The organism is Mesorhizobium sp. M0136, assembly GCF_040322515.1.
Classification (GTDB): Bacteria; Pseudomonadota; Alphaproteobacteria; order Rhizobiales; family Rhizobiaceae; genus Mesorhizobium.
On record NZ_JAMYTP010000005.1, the window covers coordinates 292924 to 315788 of the forward strand.

Genomic DNA, 22865 nt, shown 5'->3' on the forward strand with positions numbered 1-22865 from the left:
GCTTCGGCTAGCTCCGCTCGCCTTCGGGCCTGTCGGTCGCATAAGGCACGATCGAATAGCCCTGGCTGCGGCCGTCACGCTCCTGGCGCAGCAGCCGGAAGCCGGGTTCATTAGGTGGCCGGTTAACGATGAATGACATGCGCGGCGCTTCCCAGCCCTTGGTCGAATCGAAGGCGGTGACCCGGACATACATGTTGGGCATGGCTTTCCGGCAATTGTTGACTTCAAGCAGGATGCCCGCCGGGTCCCTCAGGTCGAACATCGGGTTGCCGTACATTTCCCAATAGGTGTTTCGCGGATGCGGATCGTCCGTGTATTCGACGCTGACCGCCCAGTGGTTTTTCAGCGCGTATTTGATCTGCGCCGAAATCTGCTCGTCCGTCAGGTCGGGCAGGAACGAAAACTGTCCCTGCGTGACCTTGTTTCCCGGATTGGTCATCATGGCGACGGTTCCTTTCGTCTAGAAGCTCGGCGTTGCGGTTGGCACAAAGTCGGCCGTGTCGGTCGATTCGTAGTTGAAGGTGACGTCCTTCCACGTCTCCAGGGCCGCCTTGAGTGGCGTGCACCATCTGGCCGCCTGTTCGAGGATCTTGGTGCCTTCGCGCAGATAGTCGCGGCCTTCGTTGCGGGCGAGGATCATCGCCTCCAGCGCGACGCGATTGGCCGTCGCGCCGGCCTGGATGCCGTCCGGGTGGCCGATCGTGCCGCCGCCGAACTGCAGAATGACATCCTCGCCGAGATAATGGATCAACTGGTGCATCTGGCCGGCATGGATGCCGCCCGAGGCGACCGGCATCACCTTGTTGAGCGAGGCCCAGTCCTGATCGAAGAACAGCCCGGTTTCGAGGTTCTGCGGCGTGCGCTCCTCGCGCAGCGTGTCATAAAACCCCTTGATCATCAGCGGGTCGCCTTCCAGCTTGCCGACCACCGTGCCGGCATGGATGTGATCGACGCCGGCCATGCGCATCCATTTGCAGATGACGCGAAAATTCATGCCGTGGTTCTTCTGGCGCGAATAGGTCGAGTTGCCGGCCCGGTGCAGGTGCAGGATCATGTCGTTGCGGCGTGCCCACTTGGCCATCGACTGGATCGCCGTGTAGCCAATGACGAGGTCGATCATGACGATGCAGGAGCCAAGTTGTTTTGCGAATTCGGCGCGCTCGTACATCTCCTCCATCGTGCCGGCGGTGACGTTGAGATAATGGCCCTTGACTTCGCCGGTGGCGGCCGACGCCTTGTTCACAGCCTCCATGCAGTAGAGGAAACGGTCGCGCCAATGCATGAAGGGCTGCGAGTTGATGTTCTCGTCGTCCTTGACGAAGTCGAGGCCACCCTTCAGCGCCTCGTAGACGACGCGGCCGTAGTTGCGGCCTGACAGGCCAAGCTTCGGTTTCGTCGTCGCGCCGAGCAGCGGCCGGCCGAACTTGTCGAGCCGCTCGCGTTCCACCACGATGCCGGTCGCCGGGCCCTGGAAGGTCTTGAGGTAAGCCACCGGAATGCGCATGTCTTCGAGCCGCAGGGCCTTGACGGCCTTGAAGCCGAACACGTTGCCGATGATCGATGCAGTCAGGTTGGCGATGGAGCCGGGCTCGAACAGGTCGAGGTCGTAGGCGATATAGGCGAAATACTGTTGCTCGATCCTGGTGCCTGGACCTGTGTTCGGCACCGGCTCGGATTTGAACGCCTTGGCGCGGTAGAGCTCGCAGGCGGTCAGCCTGTCGGTCCACACCACAGTCCATGTCGCGGTAGAGGATTCACCGGCGATGGCGGCAGCCGCCTCCTCGTGGTCGACGCCGGGTTGCGGCGTGATCCGAAACATGGCGATCAGGTCGGTCTCCTTGGCTCGGTAGTCCGGCTCCCAGTAGCCCATCTTCTTGTAGGGGATGACGCCCGACCTGTAGCGTTCCTTGCCTTCCTTGAGCGTGCCTGCTGAGGGCATGTCGATCTTGTTCATGGCAGGTCTCCTGTTTGCCGCTCAGGCGGCTTTCGCGGTTGCGATATGCGGGTCGAGCTTTCCTGCGGCGTAACGTTTCGCCATCTCATCCATGGCGATCACCCTGATCTTCGACGCGTGGCCTGCGGTGCCGAAGCGTTCGAAGCGATCGCGGCAAAGGTCGCGCAGCGCGTCCATGGCGGGTTTCAGGAATTTACGCGGATCGAATTCGCGCGGGTCCTGCGTCGCGACGCGGCGGAACTGCCCGGCCATGGCCATTCGGCAATCGGTGTCGATGTTGACCTTGCGCACGCCGTAGCGGATGCCGCGCTCGATTTCCTCGACCGGGACGCCAAAGGTCTGGGGCATCGCGCCGCCATAGTTGTTGATGATGTCCTGCAGTTCCTGCGGCACGGAGGAAGACCCGTGCATGACCAGATGCGTGTTGGGCAGCTTTTCGTGGATCGCCTCGATCACCTGCATGGCCAGGATACCGCCGTCAGGCTTGCGGCTGAATTTATAGGCACCGTGCGAGGTACCGCAGGCGATCGCCAGCGCGTCGACCCCGGTGGCGGTCACGAAGTCGACCGCCTGGTCGGGATCGGTCAAAAGCTGGTCATGGGAAAGCGCACCTTCGGCGCCGTGCCCGTCCTCGGCCTCGCCCTGGCCGGTTTCCAGCGAGCCGAGCACGCCGAGCTCGCCTTCGACCGAAGCGCCGACCCAATGCGCCATGCGTGCGACACGTTCGGTGATGGCGACGTTGTAGTCGTAGCTCGCCGGCGTCTTGGCGTCCGCCATCAATGACCCGTCCATCATCACCGACGTGAAGCCGTGGCGGATCGCCGACAGGCAGGTGGCTTCGTTGTTGCCGTGATCCTGATGGATGCAGAGCGGAATGGCCGGATGGATTTCGGTCAACGCCTCCATCATCTTGGCCAGCATGATGTCGTTTGCATAGGAGCGGGCGCCGCGCGAGGCCTGGATGATGACCGGCGCGTCGCAGGCCCTGGCCGCCTCCATGATGGCGAGGCCCTGTTCCATGTTGTTGATGTTGAATGCCGGCACCCCGTAGCCGTGCTCGGCGGCATGATCGAGAAGCTGGCGAAGGGTGATGCGGGCCATATTCGTCCTCCTAGATGATGAGCTTCAGCGCCGCTGCCGCGACGGCTTCGGGCGTGATGTCGAAATGTCGGTAGAGATCTGGGGCAGGGGCGCTGGCGCCGAAACCAGCCATGCCGACGAAAGCGCCGGTGTCGCCGATCCAGCGGTCCCAGCCGAGCCGTGCTGCGGCTTCGATGGCGATGCGCGGCACCAGGCCGAGGACGGCCTTGCGGTAGTCCGCATCCTGTTCCTCAAAGAGCTCCCAGCACGGCATCGAGACGACCGCGGCGGCGATGCCGTGCTCGGTCTCCAGCCGCTCGGCGGCGGCAATAGCGATCTCGACCTCCGAGCCGGTGGCGATCAGCGTCACGGCACGGTGCCGGGCTGGCTCGCGCAGGATGTAGGCGCCACGGCTCGACCGGTTCTCGTCGCCGTGCCCCTGGCGCAGCATCGGCAGGTTCTGGCGCGAGAGCACCAGCACGCTTGGCCGGTCCTCGCTTCTCAGTGCCAGTTCCCAGCACTCCGCCGTTTCGATGATATCGGCCGGACGGAAGACGTTGAGGTTTGGCGTCGCCCGCAGCATCGCCAAGTGCTCGACCGGCTGGTGGGTCGGGCCGTCCTCGCCGAGACCGATGGAATCATGCGTCATCACATAGACGACGCGCTGGCCCATCAGCGCCGAGAGCCGCATCGCGCCGCGCGCATAGTCGGCAAAGCACAGGAACGTGCCGCCATAAGGCAAGAAGCCGCCATGCAGTGCGATGCCGTTCATGGCTGCGGCCATGCCGTGCTCGCGGATTCCATAGTGGATGTAACGGCCGGCGTAGTCGCCCGGCGTGATGCGATCCATACCCTTGGTGATCGTCAGGTTCGAATGCGTCAGATCGGCGGAGCCGCCGACGGTCAGTTCCGTTGCGGAGTTGATTGCAGCGAGCGCCATTTCCGAGGCTTTTCGCGTCGCAACCTTGGTCGCCTTTTCGACATGCTCCTTGCGGAAAACACCGAGCGCTTCGAAGACCGCCTCGGGCAGGGCGCCAGCGACCGCGATCTCGAAGGCCCCACGCTGCGGCGAGGCGGCAAGCCGCTGCTCCCAGGCGCGCCGCACCGCTTGACCGCGGCTGGCGATCTCGCGCCAGGCGAAAAGGATTTCGTCCGGCACCTCGAACGGCGCGTAGGCCCAGCCGATGTTCTCGCGCGTCGCGGCGATCTCCGCATCGCCAAGCGGCGCGCCATGCGTCTTTTCCGAACCGCCCATGTTGGGCGCCCCCTTGCCGATCACCGTGCGGCAGGCGATCAGAGACGGCTGGTCCGATTGCTGCGCCGCTTCGATTGCCGCCGCAACAGAGTCGGTGTCGTGGCCGTTCACCGACTGGACATGCCATCCAGCGGCTTGGAACCGTGCCGGCTGGTCCATCGATGTCGACAGCGAAGTCGGTCCGTCGATCGAGATCGCATTGTCGTCCCAGAAGACGATCAGCCGGGAGAGCTTCAGGTGACCGGCAAGATCGATCGCCTCGTGGCTGATGCCTTCCTGCAGGCAGCCGTCGCCGGCGATCACGTAGGTGAAATGGTCGACGAGATCAGCGCCGTGCCGGGCAGCAAGCATGCGCTCCGCCAGCGCCATGCCGACCGCGGTCGAGATGCCTTGTCCAAGCGGACCGGTCGTCGTCTCGATGCCGAGCGCATGGCCATATTCCGGATGCCCGGCGGTGCGGCTGCCCAACTGGCGAAACCGCTGCAATTCTTCGATAGGCATGTCTTCAAAGCCGAGCAGGTAATGCAGCGCATACTGCAGCATCGAGCCGTGCCCGGCCGACAGCACGAATCGGTCACGATCGGGCCAGTTGGGGGCCGACGGATCGATATTGATGAAGCGGCTGAACAGCACCGTTGCGACATCGGCCATGCCCATCGGCATGCCCGGATGACCGGAATTGGCCTTTTGGACGCTGTCCATCGCCAGTGCGCGAATGGCGTTGGCCATGTCGCGCTCCGAGACGGCGGCGACGGGCTTCAGTGCTGCTGTCTGGCTGTTCATGGCGTCCTCCTCACGACACACGGTTCTTGCGTTCGATCAATTGCAGGATGAGCGGCGTCAGGATCAGCTGCATGGCAAGGTCGAGCTTGTTGCCGGGCACCACTATGGAATTCGGCCGCGACATGAACGAGTCGTGGATCATCGAAAGCAGGTAGGGGAAATCGATGCCGCGGGGATTGGCGAAGCGGATGACCAGCATCGATTCGTCGGGTGTCGGAATCCAGCGCGCGATGAATGGATTGGACGTGTCGACGATCGGCACGCGCTGGAAGTTGATGGCGGTCTGCGAAAACTGCGGGACGATGTAGCGGACATAGTCCGGCATGCGCCGCAGGATCACGTCCATCACCGCCTCTGTGGAATAGCCGCGCGTTGCGCGGTCTCGGTGGATCTTCTGGATCCATTCCAGATTTATGACCGGCACCACGCCGATCCTGAGGTCAGCGTGCCTGGCCAGGTTGATCTTGTCGGTGAGGACGCAGCCATGCAGGCCCTCGTAGAAGAGCAGGTCGCTCGGCGGAAATTCGCGCCATTCGGTGAAATGTCCCGGCGGCGTGCCGTACTGCTTCTCCTCATCCTCATCATGGATGTAGGTGCGGGTCTTTCCGGTTCCCCGGCGGCCATATTCCTCGAATACCTCTTCGAGGATTGCCAGTTCATTGGCCTCGGCATGGAAGTGGGTGAAGTTCGGATTGCCCGCCTTTTCCTCCTCGGCCACCTTCGCCTTCATCATGGCGCGGTCGTAGCGATGGAAAGCATCGCCTTCGATGAAGGCGGCCACGATGTTCTCGCGCCGGAAGATCAGTTCGAAGATGCGCTTGACAGAGGTGGTGCCTGCGCCCGACGACCCGGTGATGGTAATGATGGGGTGCTTTGCCGACATGGTGTTCAGGCCCTGAAAAGGCCGCGACGGCTGAACAGCGGCGCGCGCTCGCCGATGGCGCTCGGCTCGGTGTGGTAGCGAGTGACGCGCGCGACTTCGCGCGCCGATCCGAAAACCATGGGCACGCGCTGGTGAAGGTTCTCTGGTTCGATTTCGAGGATGCGGGTGATCGTATCGGTGGCGGCACCGCCCGCCTGTTCGACGAGATAGGCGATCGGGTTTGCCTCATAGACGAGGCGCAGTCGCCCCTGGCGGTAAGTCTTGCGCTTGTCGCCCGGATACAGGAATACGCCGCCGCGCATCAATATGCGGTAGCAGTCCGCGACCAGGGAGGCGATCCAGCGCATGTTGAAGTCCTTCTCGCGTGGGCCTTCAGTGCCTTCAAGGCAGTCGTCGATGTAGAGCCGCACCGCCTCGTCCCAGTGCCGGTAGTTGGCGGCGTTGATGGCGAACTCCTGGGTTCGCTGTGGGATGATCCGGCTCTCGTAGGCCTGGACGAAGGTGCCGAGCCTGGTCGAGAGAACGAAGACATGGGTGCCGCTGCCGAGCGACAGAACCAGCGCCAGCTGCGGCCCGTAGATGAAGAAACCGGCGCCCAGCTGGTTCACCCCTGCCTGCAAAAACGAGGCGGCCGGATTCCCATCCGGCGCGCCAGTTGCAGGGAGAAGCGAGAAGACCGTTCCGATCGACACGTTGGTGTCGATGTTGGAAGAGCCATCGAGCGGGTCGATGGCAATGGCAAGAGGCGCTTGCCTGTCGAGCAGCACCGGCTGCTCCAGTTCCTCGGAAGCGTAGAGCGCGACCGGAGCGTGGCGCATGGCGTCGAGGAAGATATCATCGGCGAAGACATCGAGATCCTTCTGGATGTCGCCGTCAGCATTGGCGCCGCGGGTTCCCGCAAAGGCGGTGCCGAGCACCCCTTGATTGATGGTGTTGCGGATCGTGGTGGCCGCCTGCGTCAGCTGACGGATGGTCGCTACGACGGCGGAGCGCAGTTCGTCCGGCTCGCCAAGATAGGAGTTCAGAAAAGCGTCGAGCGTTGCCGCTGGCATCGTAACCTCCCCATCCAGCCGCCTCTCCTCGGGTCGGCCGGATTGGGAAAGGAGAACAAACGACGCTGGATAAGTAAAATTCAATAACTTTACTCAGGCAGTAAAAAAATTTTAGTATGCCGTATGAGAAACCTCACGCTCAAGCAGTTCAAGACCGTTCTGGCAATCATCAGCCACGGAAAAATCGTCAGCGCGGCCAAGGTGTTAGGCCTGTCTCCTCCAGCGGTGACGATCCAGTTGCGGCAAGTGGAGGAGGAGTTCCAACTGGCCTTGTTCGACCGGACGTCGGACGGCATGCGTCCCACTGCCGCAGGTCTGGCCTTCGTCGAGACGGCACAGGCCATCGAGGAGCGGCTTCGTCTGCTCCAAGACAGGATGGATGCGATCAAGGGCGTGCGCGCCGGCAGCTTGCGGCTCGGCGTCGTTTCCACGGCCAAATATTTCGCGCCGCGGCTGATGGCCGCCTTCATGAAGGAACATCCCGATATCGACATGCGCCTTGCCATCGGCAACCGCGCCGAGACGATCGACAATCTGAAGAACCACGATATCGATATCGCGCTGATGGGACGCCCGGCCAAGGAAGTCCCGGTGCGTGCTTCGGTCTTCGGCGATCACCCGCTGGTCATCATCGCACCGCCCGACCACCCGCTGGCGTCGGCACGCGACATTTCCAAGGAGCGGATCGCCGAGGAGCATTTCCTCATTCGCGAGCCCGGCTCCGGCACGCGCATCTCGCTGGAAATATTTTTGAGCGACGTGCCTGGCCGCATCGACGATCTCGGCGTCGAGATGGGCTCGAACGAGACGATCAAACAGGCGGTGATGGCCGGGCTCGGCATCGCCTTCATCTCTGCCCACACCATCGCCGCGGAAATCGAGGCTGGCCGGCTGGTCATCCTCGACGTCGTCGGCATGCCGATCCGCCGGCAATGGTTTTCGGTGATGCGCAGCGACCACGCGATCTCGCCGGCGATGGCGACCTTCCACGATTTTCTGATGCGCAAGGGCGCGATGTACCTGCCCCTGTTCGGCAAGCTCTATCCGCACGAGGAACCGAACAGTAGAGGTCGCGCGAGTTAGCCTAGTTCAACAAGTTTCGGTCGTAGTAGGGACGTGGCGTGCAAATACAGGAGAACGGCGGTGGCGCTGAGCGGCAGCTTCGACTAACCCCTAAGGCTCGAATCATTTAGGATGGAAGACCGAATGGAGCGACGCAACCGCTTGTCCGTATGGCTTAGCTGCGCGTGAGCGGTCGCTAAAGCGATCAAGGCCGAGCGGCCGGAGTCGACCCCTAAGCCGACCGTCGGAAGGCGGGCTGCAAGGTCCGCATCCGGCTGGTCAGCGGGTACCGCCCGAAATGGCTGCCTTTGGAGAGCTGTCTCGGACGAGGGACGGCTTTGCACCTCTTCCGGCACATGGTCCGGCAACCGTTGCTGTTCGTGTGTCAAGTTCCTCCGTCGAGTCCTCGTGGATGTCATCAGCGGCGGCTTGATCCTGCATACGGCAGGCTGGTCAATCAGACTTGCCGAGAGCTTTCAGGATGAATTGGATCTGCTCGCGCAGGCCCGCTTCGGTGTCTTCGCCGTATTGGACGCAGTGCTCGATCAGGATCGGATGGAGGAACGGCGTGAACGCGGTGTGGACGGCACGCGCCGCCGTAGCGGAATCGTCGACATTGAATTCGCCCGATTCGATGCCCTCGCGGATAATGACCCCTAAGGTAGTTACCACGTGCTCGATATGCGCCTTGATGGTCGCCCAGTTCTCCTGCATGGCGGCGACAATCAGGTCGTGCATGCGCCTTTCCTTGACCAGCGTCATCTTCTTGTGATGGTGAATGGCGGTCAGTAGCTGACCCAATTTCTCCCCGGCCGACGCGTTCGTGCGCGCGATTGCGAGGGCGATGTCAGCTACCTCGTTCAAAGCTTTCCCGCAGATGGATTCTTTGATTGCGTCCCTTGAGGGGAAGAAGCGGTAGATGTTTGCCGTGCTCATGCTGAGTTCGGAGGCGATGTCGGCCACCGACGTTTTGTTGTAGCCGATGCGGCGAAAGTGCCCCTCCGCCACCTCCAGGATGCGCGCGCGCACCTCGTCGGGATCAGTTCGCATTCGGAGCGGACGATTCATGGATGTCTCCAGGACTGATGAAACGGATCTGCCGGGCTCGCCCTGGGCGATCATTCGTAAGCGGCAAGATCGTCCGGCTGGCCCTGCATATGTTCAGGCAAAACCGGCGGGCGAGAACTTGAACCGTCTTTTCCGACAACAGTGCCCTATTCGGCAGCCATCGCTGTTTGCAATTCCGGTTCCTCGGTCGAAGCCTCATGGGCCACATCTGCGGTCGGCTTGATCCGGAACCACGCGGCATAGAGAGCGGGAAGGAAGAGCAGGATCAGCACCGTGCCGGCCGCCGTGCCGCCGATCAGCGTATAGGCCATCGATCCCCAGAACACGGAGTGCGTAAGGGGGATGAAAGCCAGCACGGCGGCAAGCGCCGTCAGGATCACCGGCCTCGTGCGTTGCACGGTGGCCTCAATGACGGCGTGATAGTCGTCAAGGCCGGCAGCACGGTTCTCCTTGATTTGTTCGGTCAGGATCAGGGTGTTGCGCATCAGGATGCCGGCCAGCCCTATCAGGCCCAGAATGGCGTTGAACCCGAAGGGCTGGTTGAAGGTGAGCAACATCGGCACGACGCCGACGAGCCCAAGCGGTGCGGTCAGCACGACCATGGCCATCGTCGAGAAGGATCGTACCTGCAGCATGATGACGATCAGCATGGCGGCGATCATGGCCGGGAAGATCTTGCCCAAAGCAGTGTTGGCCTTCTCAGCCTCCTCGATCGATCCCCCCATTTCAATGTTATAGCCGGCCGGAAGGGACGCGATCAGCGGCTGAAGGGCTTTCATGATTTGCTTTGAGACCTCCGGAGGCTGAGTCGCTTCGTTGATATCCGACCGGATCGTGACGACGGGCGTCCGGTCGCGGCGCTTCAGGATCGGCTCTTCAAGACGGATCTCCGAATGACCGATCTGGTCGAGCGGAATCTGGCGGCCGTCCCGGCTCATCAGCGAGAAATCCGCCAGACGCGCCGGATCCAGCCGCTCAGCCCCAGCGCTGCGCGCCACGATGGGGACATTGCGAATGTCCTCGCGGACCTGCGTGACAGGGATGCCGGTGAGGAGGAACTGGAGCTGCTGGCCTACTTCCGCCGGCGAGAGGCCGATGAGGTTCAGTCGATCCTGGTCAGGGATGAAGCGCAGTACGGGCGTGCGGTTGCCCCAGTCGCGGTTGGCCTGCCGCACGTCCGGGACGCCCCGCATGATATCGAGGGCCTTCTCGGAAACGCTATAGAGTTGCGCGGGATCAGGCCCCGTGACCCGGAACTCGACAGGGAACGGCGTATAGGGTCCGAACACAAGCTGCGTGACGCGGACATCGGCTTCCGGCGCGAGCCCCTGCGATACCGCCTCCCGCAGCCGGTGCTTCAGCGCCTCGCGCGCCTCCGCGTCCGGTGTCAGCACGACGATCTTGGCAAAGGCAGTATCAGGCAGTTCCGGTGCCATCGCGAAGAAGAAGCGCGGAGCGCCCTGACCGACGTAGCTCGTCACGATCTTGGCTTCGGGCTGGCCGTCCAGCCAGTGCTCCAGCTTCTCCACTGTGGCGGTCGTCGTCTCGATGCTGGTGCCTTCCGGCAGACGAACCTCGACCAGCACTTCGGGGCGATCGGATGTCGGGAAGAACTGCTGTTTCAGGCTGCCCATGCCGACAACCGAAAGTGCGAAGACGATGCCGACGACACCGCAGGTTACGAACTTGTGGCGCACGGCAAAGATGATGAGCCGGCGAAGGCGCCGATAGTTCGGTGTGTCGTATATGGCGTGAACGCCGCCTTCGACCGGTTTGATCGCGGGCAGCATCTTGACGCCAAGGTAGGGCGTGAAGACCACGGCGACGATCCAGGAGACGATGAGAGCGAACCCTACGACCCAGAAGATATTGCCGGCGTACTCGCCGGCCGTCGAGCGTGCGAAGCCCACGGGCAGGAACCCAGCGATCGTCACGAGCGTTCCCGACAGCATCGGCGCCGCGGTATGGCTCCAGGCATAGGCCGCCGCCTTGATGCGATCCATGCCCTCTTCCATCTTCACCACCATCACCTCGATGGCGATGATGGCGTCGTCCACGAGAAGACCGAGCGCCAGGATGAGGGCGCCGAGCGTGATGCGATCGAAGAACCGGCCGGTCTCCAGCATGATGAGGAACACGGCGGCAAGCGTCAGCGGGACGGCGGCCGCCACGACGATGCCGACGCGCCAGCCCATGCTGAGCAGGCTGATCAGCAGCACGACACCGAGCGCCATCGCGAACTTCAACATGAACTCGTCGACCGCCGAGGTGATGTTGACGGCCTGGTCGGACACCTTGTCGAGCGTTATCCCAAGCGGCAATGTTCGTGCGATGGCCGCCGTCCGGTCCTCCAGCGCCGTGCCGAGCGCGCGACCGTCCCAACCCTCCTGCATAACGGCCGCGAGCATGATGGTGGGCTCGCCCTGGCGTCGGATGAGATAGGTGGGAGGGTCCTCGTAGCCGCGGCGGACCTCGGCAACGTCGGAAAGCTTCAGCGTCCGCCCCCCGGCAACGATCGGCGTGTCGGCGATAGCCTGGACACTGTCATAAGCGCCGTTGAGCCTGATGAAGACCTGCGGCCCCTGAGTATCGATCGAGCCCGCCGGTGTGACGGTGTTCTGCCGCTGCAATGCGACGATGATATCCTGTGCCGACACGCCCAGCGTTGCCAGCTTGGCATAGGAGAACTCGACGAATATCTGTTCGGGGCGCTCACCGAGGATGTTGATCTTCTTGACGCCGGGCACGTGCAGGAGGTCCTGTCGAATTGCCTCGGCCTGCCTGGCCAGCTCACGCATCGGCATGCCTCTGGCCTTCAGCGCATAAAGGGCGAAGCTCACATCCGAATATTCGTCGTTGACGAAGGGGCCGTAGACGCCGGGCGGCAGGTTGCGGGCTTCATCCCCCAGCTTCTTGCGGGCCTGGTAAAACTCTTCCTGCACGACGGATGGCGGCGTGCTGTCCTTCAGCGTGACCGTCATATAGGCGTAGCCCGGCCGCGTGGTGGTCTCGACCCGATCGTACCAGGTGAGCTCCTGAAGCCGCTTCTCCAACGGCTCGGCGACAAGGTCCTGCATCTCGCGGGCCGTCGCGCCCGGCCATGCCGTCGTGACCGTCAGGGTCTTAATGGTGAAGTTGGGATCCTCCGCCCGCCCGAGCATAAGGAACGCGTAGGCGCCAGCCGCCACGAGCAGGAGGATGAAGAACAGGGTGACGGCCCGTTCGCGAACGGCGATCGCTGAAAAATTGAGGTTCATCGTCAGTTGCTCCCGCTTTCGGAAGCAGACCTGACGCGAGCGCCCTCCTGCAGAAGATGAGCGCCGAGCGAAACGACCGGATCTCCCATGTTCAGCCCGGAGACCACGGCGCTTTCGCTTGTCACACGAACAAGGCCGACAGGTCGGAAGTGTACGGTCGAGGTGGCGCGATCCAGGGCCCAAACGCCTGTTTTGCCGCCATCATCGAGCACGGCTCCGAGCGGCACCTGGACTTCCGGCTGGCTCGCCTGGCTTGTGATCCGGATAGTCACGGTCGCGCCAAGCGGTGCTGCCGCGGCCTCCCCGTCGAGCACATAGCGGGCCTCATAGGTACGGGTCTGGGGATCGGCGGCATCCGACAACTGCCGCAGATGCGCCGTATGGCGCCCATCGGCTGCATAAACGGCGGCCTCGGCCACAGAGCCGATCGCCGGCCGGATCGTTTCGGGAAGCGCGACCACCGCTTCACGAGGGCCGGCCTGGGCGATCCGAACCACTGTCTGACCGGCGGAGACGACCTGTCCCGGCTCGCCGATGGTTTCGACCACAGTTCCATCCGCGTCCGCCACCAGGACGGAATAGGCCGCTTCGTTTTCCGCGACTTTCGCTTCCGCTTCGGCGGCGGCGAGTTGCGCGGTCGCGGTGTCCAACGCGGCCTTCGCCTGCTCGTAGCGCTGCGGAGTTGCTGCCAATTCCTTCATGACCAGAACGGCATAGCGCTTTTCGTCCGCGCTCGCCTGAACCAGCACAGCGCGTGCCGCGGCGACCGCATTGCGCTTGGCGGTGAGCGCGAGAGCCAGATCGGTGTCGTCGATCCGCAGAAGCGGTTGGCCCGCCTTGACCCGTTCACCGACGTTCACCAGGCGCTCGATGATCTTGCCGGGTACGCGAAAACCAAGATTGCTCTGCACCCGCGCGGCAATCGTGCCCGTGAAACCGCGTTCGGATCCAGCCACTGGCGCCGCCGTCACCAATCTGACGATCGGCGCTTCCTGCCTCGGATCCGCCACTGCGGTTGCCTGCGTGCGAATGGGCAGCGTGACGAATGCGGCCACCCCTAACCCCGCGGCCAGGACGCTGCCCAGCCCAATGACAAGTCGCTTTTTCATGCCCATCGCCTCATGCCGAAATAGATTGCGCTCATTCTCTATGCTGTGTCCTGCGTCGACCGGCAGCGGCCGGCCGCGACCTGCGCGGCGAGTCAGTCCGGTAGCGCGTCGGCGCGCGGATGCTTGTCGGTCCCAGTCGCGACTGTCACCTCCTCGCCGGACCTCGAGAACGCATAGAGAGAGCCCCGGTAGCCCGGCATGGAGAAGGCAACGGAGTCGCGGTCGGCGAGGCCCATGACGACGCGCAGCGGATCGCCTCCGCCCTTCGGCGCGAAGGTGGCGGTGACCTCCAGGAGGTCGCCGTCGATTGGGACGTAATAGACCACCATGTCGAGGCGTCCGTTGTGCAGGCTGCCGGCTTCGATTGGGCGTCCGACGGTAGCTTCCTCGGCAAACGCTGGGGTCGCCAGAAACAGCGCGGTCAGGAGCGAAGCGCTCAGGATCTTGCGGATCATTTCGTGTCTCCTTTTTAGATTGCATTCGCCATCTATATAGCAGATAGATTACGGATGCAATCTAAAAAAAAGAGATCGAGGATGCGTGTGAGTCGCATACAGGCCGCGGAAAACCGCGAAACCGCAATCAACGTGGCAAAGCCGCCTTTTGCGGGAGCGTGGCTTTGACGGCATCGGCCTCAAGGATCTGATGAAGGGTGCCGGGCTGACCCAAGGCGCCTTTTACAAGCATCGCATCAAAGGAGGACTTGGTGGCACAGGCGTCCAAGCGGGCGATGGAGAGTGCCAACCACCGATGGTCGGCCGCGACCGCGGCAAAATCCGAGGATCCGCTTGGCGCTGTGATCGCGTTCTACCGGGTAGATTCTGACATCCCGATCCGGTGGAATCTTAGTGGTTTCTGTCCGCTGGTCGGATCCGTGGCGCTGTCGGGAAGACCACCGAGCAGGACGCCCGCCAGCACAACGCGGGTCTCGTTTTCATGCCCATCTCAGTGCGGCCAAGAGCGGAGCGGTCGGGATTCTGCGGATCATCTCGCATCTTCTCTTGATAGATTGCGTTCGCCCTCTATATAAGATATAGATTACGAACACACGCTAAAAGGGAGATTACCGATGCGCGTAAGTCGCATTCAGGCTGCGGAAAACCGTGAAACCGTTATCAATGTGGCAAGCCGCCTTTTTCGGGAGCGCGGTTTTGACGGCATCGGCCTTAAGGATCTGATGAAGGGTGCCGGGCTGACCCAAGGCGCTTTTTACAAGCAGTTCGCGTCAAAGGAGGACCTGGCGGCGCAGGCGTCCAAACGGGCGATGGAGAGCGCCACCCACCGATGGTCGGCCGCGACTACGGCAAAACCCGAGGATCCGCTTGGCGCGGTGATCGCGTTCTACCTCAGCATGGACCATCGCGAAGAAAGGATGGACGGCTGCCCGATCGTGGCGCTCGGTTCGGATGCCGCCAGACAGGGCGTGGACGTGAGAGCGTCGTTCGAAGCCGGGATCAGGGAATATCTTGAGATGTTTGGTAGTTGGGTTGGCGAGGCCGACGGCGAGCGGCCCGGCGACAAAGCCATGGCCATTCTTTCGACAATGGTCGGTGCGGTGCTCCTTTCGCGCGTCGTCAACGACCCCGACCTCGCGCAGGCATTTCTGGATGCGGCGACAGAACAGGTTCGCGAAGCAGCCGGCGCTTGAATGGCGTGCGCAACGCTGGCGGCGCACCCAAATTGATAGGAAAATAGATGCGACGGATTGTTGTCACAGGCATGGGAGCGGTCACGCCCCTTGCTGCCGATGTTGAAGCGTCCTGGTCGCGCCTCCTGGCCGGTCGCTCGGGTATCCGCAGGCTTGCGGATGATGTGGTGTGCGACCTGCCGGCGAAGGTCGGCGGGGTGGTGCCCTCCACAGAAGAAGATCCGGACGCTGGTTTCGATCCGGAAGCCATCCTTCCGCCGAAGGATCAGCGCAAGGTAGACCGGTTCATTCTCTTTGCACTGGCGGCGACACAAGAGGCGCTCGCCCAAGCAAGATGGGCACCCATCTCGGAAGCTGATCGCTTGCGCACGGCCACGATCATCGCCTCGGGCGTCGGCGGATTCCCGGCCATAACCGAGGCGGTGCGCACGGTCGACCGACGCGGCGTCCGGCGTTTATCACCTTTTACGGTGCCGTCGTTCCTGGTGAACCTCGCGGCAGGTCACGTCTCGATCCGCTATGGCTTCAAAGGTCCGCTCGGTGCACCGGTGACGGCGTGCGCGGCAGGCATTCAGGCCATCGGCGATGCGGCTCGCCTAATTCGCGCCAACGAAGCCGATATTGCCGTGTGCGGCGGGACGGAAGCATGCATGAATATCGTCAGCCTCGGTGGGTTTGCCGCGGCACGCTCTCTTTCGACCTCGTTTAATCACCGTCCTGAAGAGGCCTCCCGACCGTTCGACAAGTCGCGGGACGGTTTCGTCATGGGCGAAGGAGCCGGCATGCTGGTTGTCGAGGAATTGAGCCACGCCCTCGCGCGCGGCGCAAGACCGCTGGCCGAGCTTGTCGGCTACGGTACGACGGCTGATGCTCATCACGTCACCTCCGGTCCCGAGGACGGCGACGGTGCGCCCCGGGCCATGGAGATCGCAATCGCCCAAGCAGGGATTTCGCCCCGCGAAGTTCGTCATCTCAATGCCCATGCGACCTCCACGCCGGTAGGCGACCTGGGTGAGATCGAAGCAATCAAGAGCGTGTTCGGGCGCGATTTCGCGATAGCTGTCAGTGCAACGAAATCGGCGACCGGACACCTGCTCGGAGCCGCTGGCGGGCTCGGAGCTATCTTCGCGATCCTGGCGCTCAGGGATCAGATGGCACCGCCGACCCTCAATCTGAGCACTCCCGATCCGGCCGGCGACGGGATCGACTTCGTCGCAAACCAGGCCCGGCCGATGGCGATGGACTACGCAATCTCCAATGGCTTCGGCTTCGGAGGCGTTAATGCCAGCGCGCTGTTCCGACGCTGGACGGATGATCTGGCCGGCGCGAGCACCGGAGGCGCTCATGATTGACGCCTTTCGCTCCGACCTTTCGCGCTTCTCCCCCGCCAATGCAAACACGAAGAAAGATGTGACTTTCATGAACAAGACCAATCTAGGCGTCGCCCTGGTGACCGGGGCATCCAGCGGCATCGGGCACACAACGGCCAAAGCCCTGAAGAACGCGGGTTTTCGCGTGTTCGGAACCAGCCGTCGCGCGGTCGCCGAACGATCCGACGGCATTACCATGCTGACCGGCGACGTGACCGATGACGCGTCCGTGGCAAAACTTGTACAGGACGTGCTGGCCGAGACCGGGCGCATCGACCTGCTCGTCAACAATGCCGGCGTTGGCCTGCTTGGTGGCGCGGAGGAGTCCTCGGTGGCCCAGGCCAAGTCGCTGTTTGACGTGAACGTCTTTGGCGTTATGCGAGTAACCAAAGCGGTGTTGCCGACAATGCGCCGCCAAGGCAAGGGCAGAATCGTCAATTTGAGCTCGGTGCAGGGGTTCATTCCAGCTCCCTATTTCGCGCTTTATTCGTCGAGCAAGCATGCCGTTGAGGGCTATTCCGAATCGCTCGACCACGAACTGCGTCCTTTCGGAATTCGCGTCGTGTTGGTGGAGCCCGCCTATACCCGCACCTCATTTGAAGAAAATCTCGCCAGGCCGGATCAGTTGCTTGATATCTACGACGCTGCGCGCGCCGGTATGAATGCAGCTGTGCACAAAGCAATGGAAAAAGGCGATGCGCCGGAAGTGGTGGCCAGGACCGTTTTGGCGGCTGCGACCGATCCCGCTCCGAAGGGGCGCTATGCGGCTGGAAAAATGGCGCGCCAGGTCAGTTTCCTGCGCCGTTTCGTCCCCGCATCCGCATTCGACAAAAGCCTGCGAAAGCAACTAGGGCTGCCGGTTTGATGACATCGATGAACACCCGTGAAGATCGGAATCATCGACGCTGGAAACATCGGCACCACATTGGCGCGGCGCAACCTGACCCGATTACTCCGGAGAAACGCCCTGCCGTCGTTGGCGTTAGATTAGCGGTATGTTATATTGCGGCGCGAAAGAGCGGGGGCCGCGCCCTTTCAGCACCCGTAAGCGATCTGTATGTGCGACCCCGGCAGACTGGTGGGTATCGCGGAAACCTCCCGGCATGGGGTTCGGGATTCGATGGGGACAAGGGGCAATGCTTTACACGCTCGTTATGATGGTCTGCCTGACGGCTGTGCCGCAGACCTGTGAACAACGCGAACAGATGGTGGACGGCCTGGCGATGAATCCCGGGACCGCGTTCATGCAGGCGCAGTCGCTGGTCGCCCAGTGGATCGAGACGCATCCCGGTTATTTCGTGCGGCGCTGGCGGGTGCTGCCCGGCCGGGGTTCGTGAGATCCGCCGCGACGATCGAATGGGGTTCTATTTCTTCGGGCCGAGCGTTTCCGAGACGACCTTGGACAATTGGTAAAGCCGCTGCTCGATGATCGTCGGCACTTCACAGACGTAAGTCAGTGATTGGACGCGTTCATTGAAAATTCGCGTTGCGAATTTCAGCTTTTCGGTTCGCCGATCGATCTCTTCGGCATCTGCATCCGGCTTTGCCCGCAACGCATCGACATCGGACCCTTCCTTGCGCAACGCGGCGGCCATTTCGAGTTGCTTGTGGGCGTAGCGGGAAATGCCCGAAATCACCTGCGAGCGCTCGGCGTCCAGGTGATCGAACATGCCTTGCACCAGCATCGCCATTTTGGGTGCAAGCTGTTCTGCCGGCAAGGAGGCCGCGAAATCCCTGATCTTCTTTTGAGCTTCGGCAATCGGCATCCGGCGAGCTGCCACTTCCTCGATCAGGGCGGAGATCGTGGGGTCCTTCGACCAGTCCTTCGCGGCTGAAGGAAGGTCCGGTCCGCTCCAGATCTGGCCGAGCGAGAGTTGCGGCACCTTGCGCTGCATGCAGGGCCAGTCTGGATCGGGGTTGGCTGCCATGGCGGTGATGCCCGGCGCGAGCATGGCAACCAGAGCCAGGCCGCGAACAAGGCTCATTCGTGCCATCAGGTGTTTCCTCCCGTGTCCTGTTTGCGGGTCATCAGGCCGCGCGAAGGGTCGTAGGCGATGATGGCGGCGGCAAGGAACAGCAGCGTGCAGCCGGCAACGACGCCCAGCGACAGCCACTCAACCTGGCCGTAGAAGGCGAAGCGGATCAGTTCGACGGCGTAAGTAAACGGATTGGCGAGGCAGATCTTGTAGAGCAGGGGGCTAGCCTCCTGGATACGCCACAAGGGATAGAGTGCCGGAGAAGCGAAATAGCCAGGAAAGATGACGAAGTTCATGATGCCAGCGAAGTTTTCGAGCTGCTTGATCATCGAGGACAAAAGCATGCCGAGCGCGCACAGCATCATGCCTGACAGAAACAGCGCCGGCAGTACGGTGAGATAGCCAATCGGCGGCGCCTTGACGCCCCAGAACCAGGCAACGATAAGGAACGCGTAAACCTGCGCGATCGACACGGCGACACCGGCGAGCATCTTCGAGATCAGCAGAAACCAACGCGGGAAGGGGCTGACCAGCAGGGTGCGCATGTTGCCCATTTCGCGGTCATAGACCATCGACAGCGAAGACTGCATGCCCGAAAACAGCAGAATCATGCCGCACAGGCCCGGCGTGATGTAGACCTCGTAAAGCACGTAGGTCTTGTAGGGCGGGATGATCGATACGCCGAGCACCTGCCGGAATCCGGCGGCAAAAATGAACAGCCAGACGAGCGGCCGAACCAGCGAGGATATGAAGCGCTCGCGCTGATGCAGGAAGCGCAGGCACTCCCGCACGACGATCCCTTTTAGGCAAATGAGGTAGTGACGGAGCCCAAATTGTTCGAAACTCACCGGCGTGAGGGTGGCGACTTTTGCGGGCATTGCGGGAGCGCTCATGGCGACATCTCCGCGATGCCGCTTGTTTCGATGCGGTTGAGTCTGGAAAAGGCGTCGCGGATCGAACTGGCACCGCTCGTCGCAACGACATCGGCCACCTCACCCTTGGCAACCAGGTCGCCCTGCCGCAGCACGACGACATGGTCGGCGTCTTCGACCTCATCGATCAGATGCGTCGCCCACAGCACACCGATGCCCTCGGTTTCGACGAGTTTGCGGATGGTGGCCAGAATGCCCGCACGCGACTGGATATCGAGACCGACCGTCGCCTCGTCGAGCAGCAGCAGGGAAGGGCGGTGGAGCAGCGCCCGTGCGATCTCGATGCGCCGCATTTGGCCCCCGGAAAGACTGCGTGCCTTGTCATGCTGGCGGCCCTGCATGTTGACTGTATCCAGCAGCGCGGCAATGCGCTGCCGGGCTTGGTGGCCGCCAATGCCATGCAATGAGGCGTGATAGGAGAGGTTCTGGTGGACGCTGAGGTCGAGGTCGAGCGTGCGTGCCTGGAACACGATGCCGACACGCCTGAGCGCTTCGCCCGAAGCGCGGCTGACCTCATGGCCGAAGATGCGGATCGATCCGCGGCGCGTGCCGTAAAGATGGCTGATCAGCGAGAACAAAGTTGTCTTGCCGGCGCCGTTGAGGCCGAGCAGAACGGTGAAAGTTCCTGGCGCGATCGAGAATGAGACGTCGTTGAGCGCCCGCTTCGCACCATAGGAATGGCTGATACCGGCAACGTCGAGTGCCGCCACCTCCTCTCCTGGTCTGCTTGTCCTCACATGCTGCATGCCGCTGGCTCCTTCGGGGCGCGCTGGTTTTCTCATGGGCTTGCAACATCCCCGCGGCAAAGATTTGTCATGTCGGCCTCCCTGATAATCGCTGCGGTCTAGTGGGGCGATATGGCCACGCCCCAAGGCTGCTGGCCGACCGTTACGGATTGAACCGGCTCGTCCGTCGCCGTGTCGATGAAGGTGATGTCGTTGGAATTACCGTTGGTGGTGATCAGCGTCTTCTGATCGGGTGTGAAGTCGAGATGCCAGACGCGTTGGCCAACCAGGATGTATTTTTCCACCTCGTAGGTTTCGGTATTGATGACGGCGACATGGTTCGCCGGGCCGAGCGCGACATAGGCTTTCTTGCCGTCGGCGCTGATCGCGATGCCCACCGGCTGGATGGTTTCGGGCCGCAGTCCCGCAATCGCGAACTGGATCTTCTTCACCACCTCGCGCTTGAGACTATCGATGACGCTGACGGTGCCGCCGATTTCGGCGCTGACCCAGATCTGTGATCCGTCGGGCTTGAATTGCGCAAAGCGCGGACGCGTGTCGACCAGGACATTGTCGGTCACCTCATGGCTGTCGGTGTCGATAAAATGCGCCATGCTGGTGGTTTCGGAGGTGTTGACCATGGTTTTGCCATCGGGACTGATAGCCATGCCTTCAGGCTCCACCCCAACGGGAATCTCGGTCATGACCTGCTTGCTCTCGATGTTGATCGCGGTGACGAGATTGTCGTCCTCGTTGGCGACGTAGAGCGTGGTCCCGTCGGGCGAAAGCACGAACAGTTCGGGATCCGGGCCGGATGGCAGCGTGCCCACAATCTGCAGCGTCTCGCTATCGATGATTTCGATCGTATCGTCATCGCTGGCGCACAAATAGATGAACTTGCCGTCATGCGAGATGGTAATACCGCGCGGCCTCTGGCCGACTTCGACGGTCTTCACCACTTGCATCGTCGCCGTGTCGACGACCGTTATCGTATTGTCTTTCTCGTTGGAGACGTAAACGGTGTAAGCCCACGCCGGATTGGCCATGGAGCCGGTTGCGAGAATGGCGAGTGCGCAAGCTCGTCTCTGCACGAAGATTCCTCCCGATTGGTTCTACTTAAGAACGCATTTCGTTTCCGGCTGATCGACGCCGAGCGTATCGAGCTCGGAGATCTGGTGGAGATAACCCTCCTGTGGCGATGTCGAGACGACGGATTTGGTGTCGCCGAGCAGGATTGGCTGGCGAAGCTGATGGTTCCACTTGCGGAAGGTCAGCTTCTGTCCCTTGAAGGCGGCGACCGAGAAATCGTCCGAGCGGATGTAGTCGCCGATCTTCTTCGGATCGTCGCCATTGGTCCGCATGCTGGCTTCGCCCACCACCCGCACCGCCGTCCAGGCCGACATGTCCTTGGACAGCATTCGTCGGCCGGTCGTCCTCAGGAAACGGCTCTGCATCTGAATGCCGCCCCATTGCTCGCTCGCGGGATGCCAGGACGATGCGACAAGGCCGGCCGTGCCGGCGACCAGCCGCGATGTCCAGGTGCGGTAGGGCACATAAGTTCCGAACACCTCGCTCTCATCGGCGACAAGCACCACGTCATGCTCTGGCAGATCCTGCGTGAACACGGAAATCTGCTGCTGTATCTGCGTGGCGCCGGTGTCGGTGCGGCGCGCCGTGCCGGTGTCTTTGAACTCCTTCTCGGCGACGATCTGACCGCCGAAGCGGGCCGCCGCGCGGCGCAACGCGTCCGCGTAGAGATGATCCTGCTCATGCGAACCGTAGAGCAGCACCCAATTCGGCCATTTCTTTACCACGAGATACTGGGCCAGCGCGTCAGCCAGCATGCTTCGCGTCGGCACGATATGGAAAATATTTATGCGGCAGTCTTCCTCGCGCAGGCTGTCGTCGGTGGCACCGACATTGAAGACCAGAACGCCCTTGTCGCGGGCGATGTCTGCGATCGACAGCAATTGCCTGGCCGAGAGGTCCGCGACAACATAGCGGTCACCTTTGGCAATCAGATCGTTGAAGGCTTGGACCGCGTCGGCGTCCGGCTTGACCTCGGTTATGTCGAGGCTGAATTTCTGGCTGAGGAACTTTCCTGTCGTATTGTTGTCGCCGATCGCCACATTGGCGCCGGCAACACCTTCGTCGCGTGGCGGCAGGTCCAGCAGGGAAAGCGCCAGTTGCGGCGCGTAGGCCCGCAAATAACCTATTCTGATTTCGGCTATCTTTCTTTCCGGCCTGTCGGCAGCGAGCGGTTGCTTGCCCGTCACTTCCTGGGCCATCACGCCTGTAACGTTGGCGGTCTGGAAAAAAAAGCACAAAAAGGCCGCGAGAGTGCCTGGCACCGCGCTCGTCATCGATAAAACTGCCCATTCTTGCACTAAAGTCCGATTGTTCCCGGACCAGCGCGAATTCAAGGTGCCCACAATGAGCTTAGCGGACGCCACAAGATTTATCAAAGCCCCGCAAGTGGACTTACGTGTCTGCTTTAGTCCTATTCCTTTTCGCGGGGATACGGCGATGAATGAGCGGATTGCGGTCTCATCCGCAGCAATGGCGGAATGAGAAACTCTATGGGTCGTCATGGGAGGATTGCCTGATGAAAACGCGCGCCGCTGTCGCCGTCGCCGCCGGAAAGCCGCTGGAGATCATGGAGGTCGACCTCGAGGGCCCTCGCGATGGCGAGGTGCTGGTCGAGATCAAGG

20 protein-coding genes and 1 pseudogene are annotated in these 22865 nt (G+C 62.1%); 6 read left to right on the forward strand and 15 right to left on the reverse strand.

What is annotated here, in order from left to right; genetic code table 11:
- Positions 1-7: 7 nt before the first annotated feature.
- The 6 genes from NKJ35_RS08550 to NKJ35_RS08575 are packed head-to-tail and all read right to left on the reverse strand — an operon-like array spanning position 8 to position 7007.
- Entirely contained in the window at positions 8-442 is a 435-nt protein-coding gene (locus tag NKJ35_RS08550; protein WP_254819809.1) for a ribulose bisphosphate carboxylase small subunit, read from the reverse strand.
- An 18-nt stretch (positions 443-460) separates the two neighbouring features.
- Entirely contained in the window at positions 461-1954 is a 1494-nt protein-coding gene (locus tag NKJ35_RS08555; RefSeq protein ID WP_502904619.1) for a ribulose-bisphosphate carboxylase large subunit, read from the reverse strand.
- 21 nt (positions 1955-1975) lie between these two features.
- Positions 1976-3055 carry a class II fructose-bisphosphate aldolase gene (fba, locus tag NKJ35_RS08560; RefSeq protein WP_254819810.1) on the reverse strand — a complete coding sequence of 360 codons (1080 nt, stop codon included), beginning with the start codon at positions 3053-3055 and terminating at the stop codon, positions 1976-1978.
- 10 nt (positions 3056-3065) lie between these two features.
- Entirely contained in the window at positions 3066-5072 is a 2007-nt protein-coding gene (tkt, locus tag NKJ35_RS08565) for a transketolase (RefSeq protein WP_352646268.1), read from the reverse strand.
- 10 nt (positions 5073-5082) lie between these two features.
- On the reverse strand, positions 5083-5955 hold the full coding sequence (locus NKJ35_RS08570; RefSeq protein WP_352646269.1) for a phosphoribulokinase: 873 nt from the start codon (positions 5953-5955) through the stop codon (positions 5083-5085).
- Positions 5956-5960: 5 nt separating this feature from the next.
- Entirely contained in the window at positions 5961-7007 is a 1047-nt protein-coding gene (locus tag NKJ35_RS08575) for a class 1 fructose-bisphosphatase (RefSeq protein WP_352646271.1), read from the reverse strand.
- A gap of 123 nt (positions 7008-7130) precedes the next feature.
- Here NKJ35_RS08575 and NKJ35_RS08580 point away from each other — a divergent pair, with 123 nt between their 5' ends.
- A complete protein-coding gene (locus NKJ35_RS08580; RefSeq protein ID WP_352646273.1) occupies positions 7131-8090 on the forward strand; it encodes a LysR family transcriptional regulator in 960 nt (319 codons plus the stop codon).
- Positions 8091-8522: 432 nt separating this feature from the next.
- On the opposite strand, the gene NKJ35_RS08585 is transcribed toward NKJ35_RS08580, so the two are convergent.
- The 4 genes from NKJ35_RS08585 to NKJ35_RS08600 form a co-directional block, all read right to left on the reverse strand.
- A complete protein-coding gene (locus tag NKJ35_RS08585) occupies positions 8523-9137 on the reverse strand; it encodes a TetR/AcrR family transcriptional regulator (RefSeq protein WP_352646275.1) in 615 nt (204 codons plus the stop codon).
- A gap of 146 nt (positions 9138-9283) precedes the next feature.
- Entirely contained in the window at positions 9284-12394 is a 3111-nt protein-coding gene (locus NKJ35_RS08590; protein WP_352646277.1) for an efflux RND transporter permease subunit, read from the reverse strand.
- A 2-nt stretch (positions 12395-12396) separates the two neighbouring features.
- Positions 12397-13503, reverse strand: a complete 1107-nt coding sequence (locus NKJ35_RS08595) for an efflux RND transporter periplasmic adaptor subunit (RefSeq protein WP_352646279.1) — start codon at positions 13501-13503, stop codon at positions 12397-12399.
- Between the two features lie 92 nt (positions 13504-13595).
- The gene (locus NKJ35_RS08600) at positions 13596-13958 is read right to left on the reverse strand and encodes a hypothetical protein (RefSeq protein ID WP_352503292.1); all 363 of its coding nucleotides are present in this window, start codon (positions 13956-13958) and stop codon (positions 13596-13598) included.
- An 81-nt stretch (positions 13959-14039) separates the two neighbouring features.
- On the opposite strand from NKJ35_RS08600, the pseudogene NKJ35_RS08605 reads away from it, so the two are divergent.
- The 5 genes and pseudogenes from NKJ35_RS08605 to NKJ35_RS08625 form a co-directional block, all read left to right on the forward strand.
- Positions 14040-14314, forward strand: a pseudogene (locus NKJ35_RS08605) (TetR/AcrR family transcriptional regulator); the annotation flags it as partial.
- Positions 14315-14572: 258 nt separating this feature from the next.
- Entirely contained in the window at positions 14573-15151 is a 579-nt protein-coding gene (locus NKJ35_RS08610; protein WP_352541912.1) for a TetR/AcrR family transcriptional regulator, read from the forward strand.
- A gap of 47 nt (positions 15152-15198) precedes the next feature.
- Positions 15199-16503 (forward strand): beta-ketoacyl-ACP synthase II, encoded by a 1305-nt coding sequence (gene fabF, locus NKJ35_RS08615; RefSeq protein WP_352646280.1) that lies wholly within the window; start codon positions 15199-15201, stop codon positions 16501-16503.
- Between the two features lie 67 nt (positions 16504-16570).
- Positions 16571-17386 (forward strand): oxidoreductase, encoded by an 816-nt coding sequence (locus NKJ35_RS08620; RefSeq protein WP_352646322.1) that lies wholly within the window; start codon positions 16571-16573, stop codon positions 17384-17386.
- Positions 17387-17657: 271 nt separating this feature from the next.
- Complete coding sequence (locus NKJ35_RS08625; protein WP_352646283.1) at positions 17658-17858, forward strand: hypothetical protein; 201 nt, start codon at positions 17658-17660, stop codon at positions 17856-17858.
- 27 nt (positions 17859-17885) lie between these two features.
- Here NKJ35_RS08625 and NKJ35_RS08630 read toward each other — a convergent pair whose 3' ends face one another.
- From NKJ35_RS08630 to NKJ35_RS08650, 5 genes are all read right to left on the reverse strand, one after another.
- Positions 17886-18515 (reverse strand): hypothetical protein, encoded by a 630-nt coding sequence (locus tag NKJ35_RS08630; protein WP_352646286.1) that lies wholly within the window; start codon positions 18513-18515, stop codon positions 17886-17888.
- A complete protein-coding gene (locus tag NKJ35_RS08635) occupies positions 18515-19375 on the reverse strand; it encodes a lanthanide ABC transporter permease protein PedC (RefSeq protein WP_352646324.1) in 861 nt (286 codons plus the stop codon). The genes NKJ35_RS08630 and NKJ35_RS08635 overlap by 1 nt, the downstream gene beginning before the upstream one ends.
- An 11-nt stretch (positions 19376-19386) precedes the next feature.
- On the reverse strand, positions 19387-20175 hold the full coding sequence (locus tag NKJ35_RS08640) for a lanthanide ABC transporter ATP-binding protein PedB/LutE (protein ID WP_352646288.1): 789 nt from the start codon (positions 20173-20175) through the stop codon (positions 19387-19389).
- 98 nt (positions 20176-20273) lie between these two features.
- Entirely contained in the window at positions 20274-21245 is a 972-nt protein-coding gene (locus NKJ35_RS08645) for a YVTN family beta-propeller repeat protein (protein WP_352646290.1), read from the reverse strand.
- A gap of 21 nt (positions 21246-21266) precedes the next feature.
- A complete protein-coding gene (locus NKJ35_RS08650; RefSeq protein ID WP_352646326.1) occupies positions 21267-22442 on the reverse strand; it encodes a lanthanide ABC transporter ABC transporter substrate-binding protein PedA1 in 1176 nt (391 codons plus the stop codon).
- Positions 22443-22865: the final 423 nt, after the last annotated feature.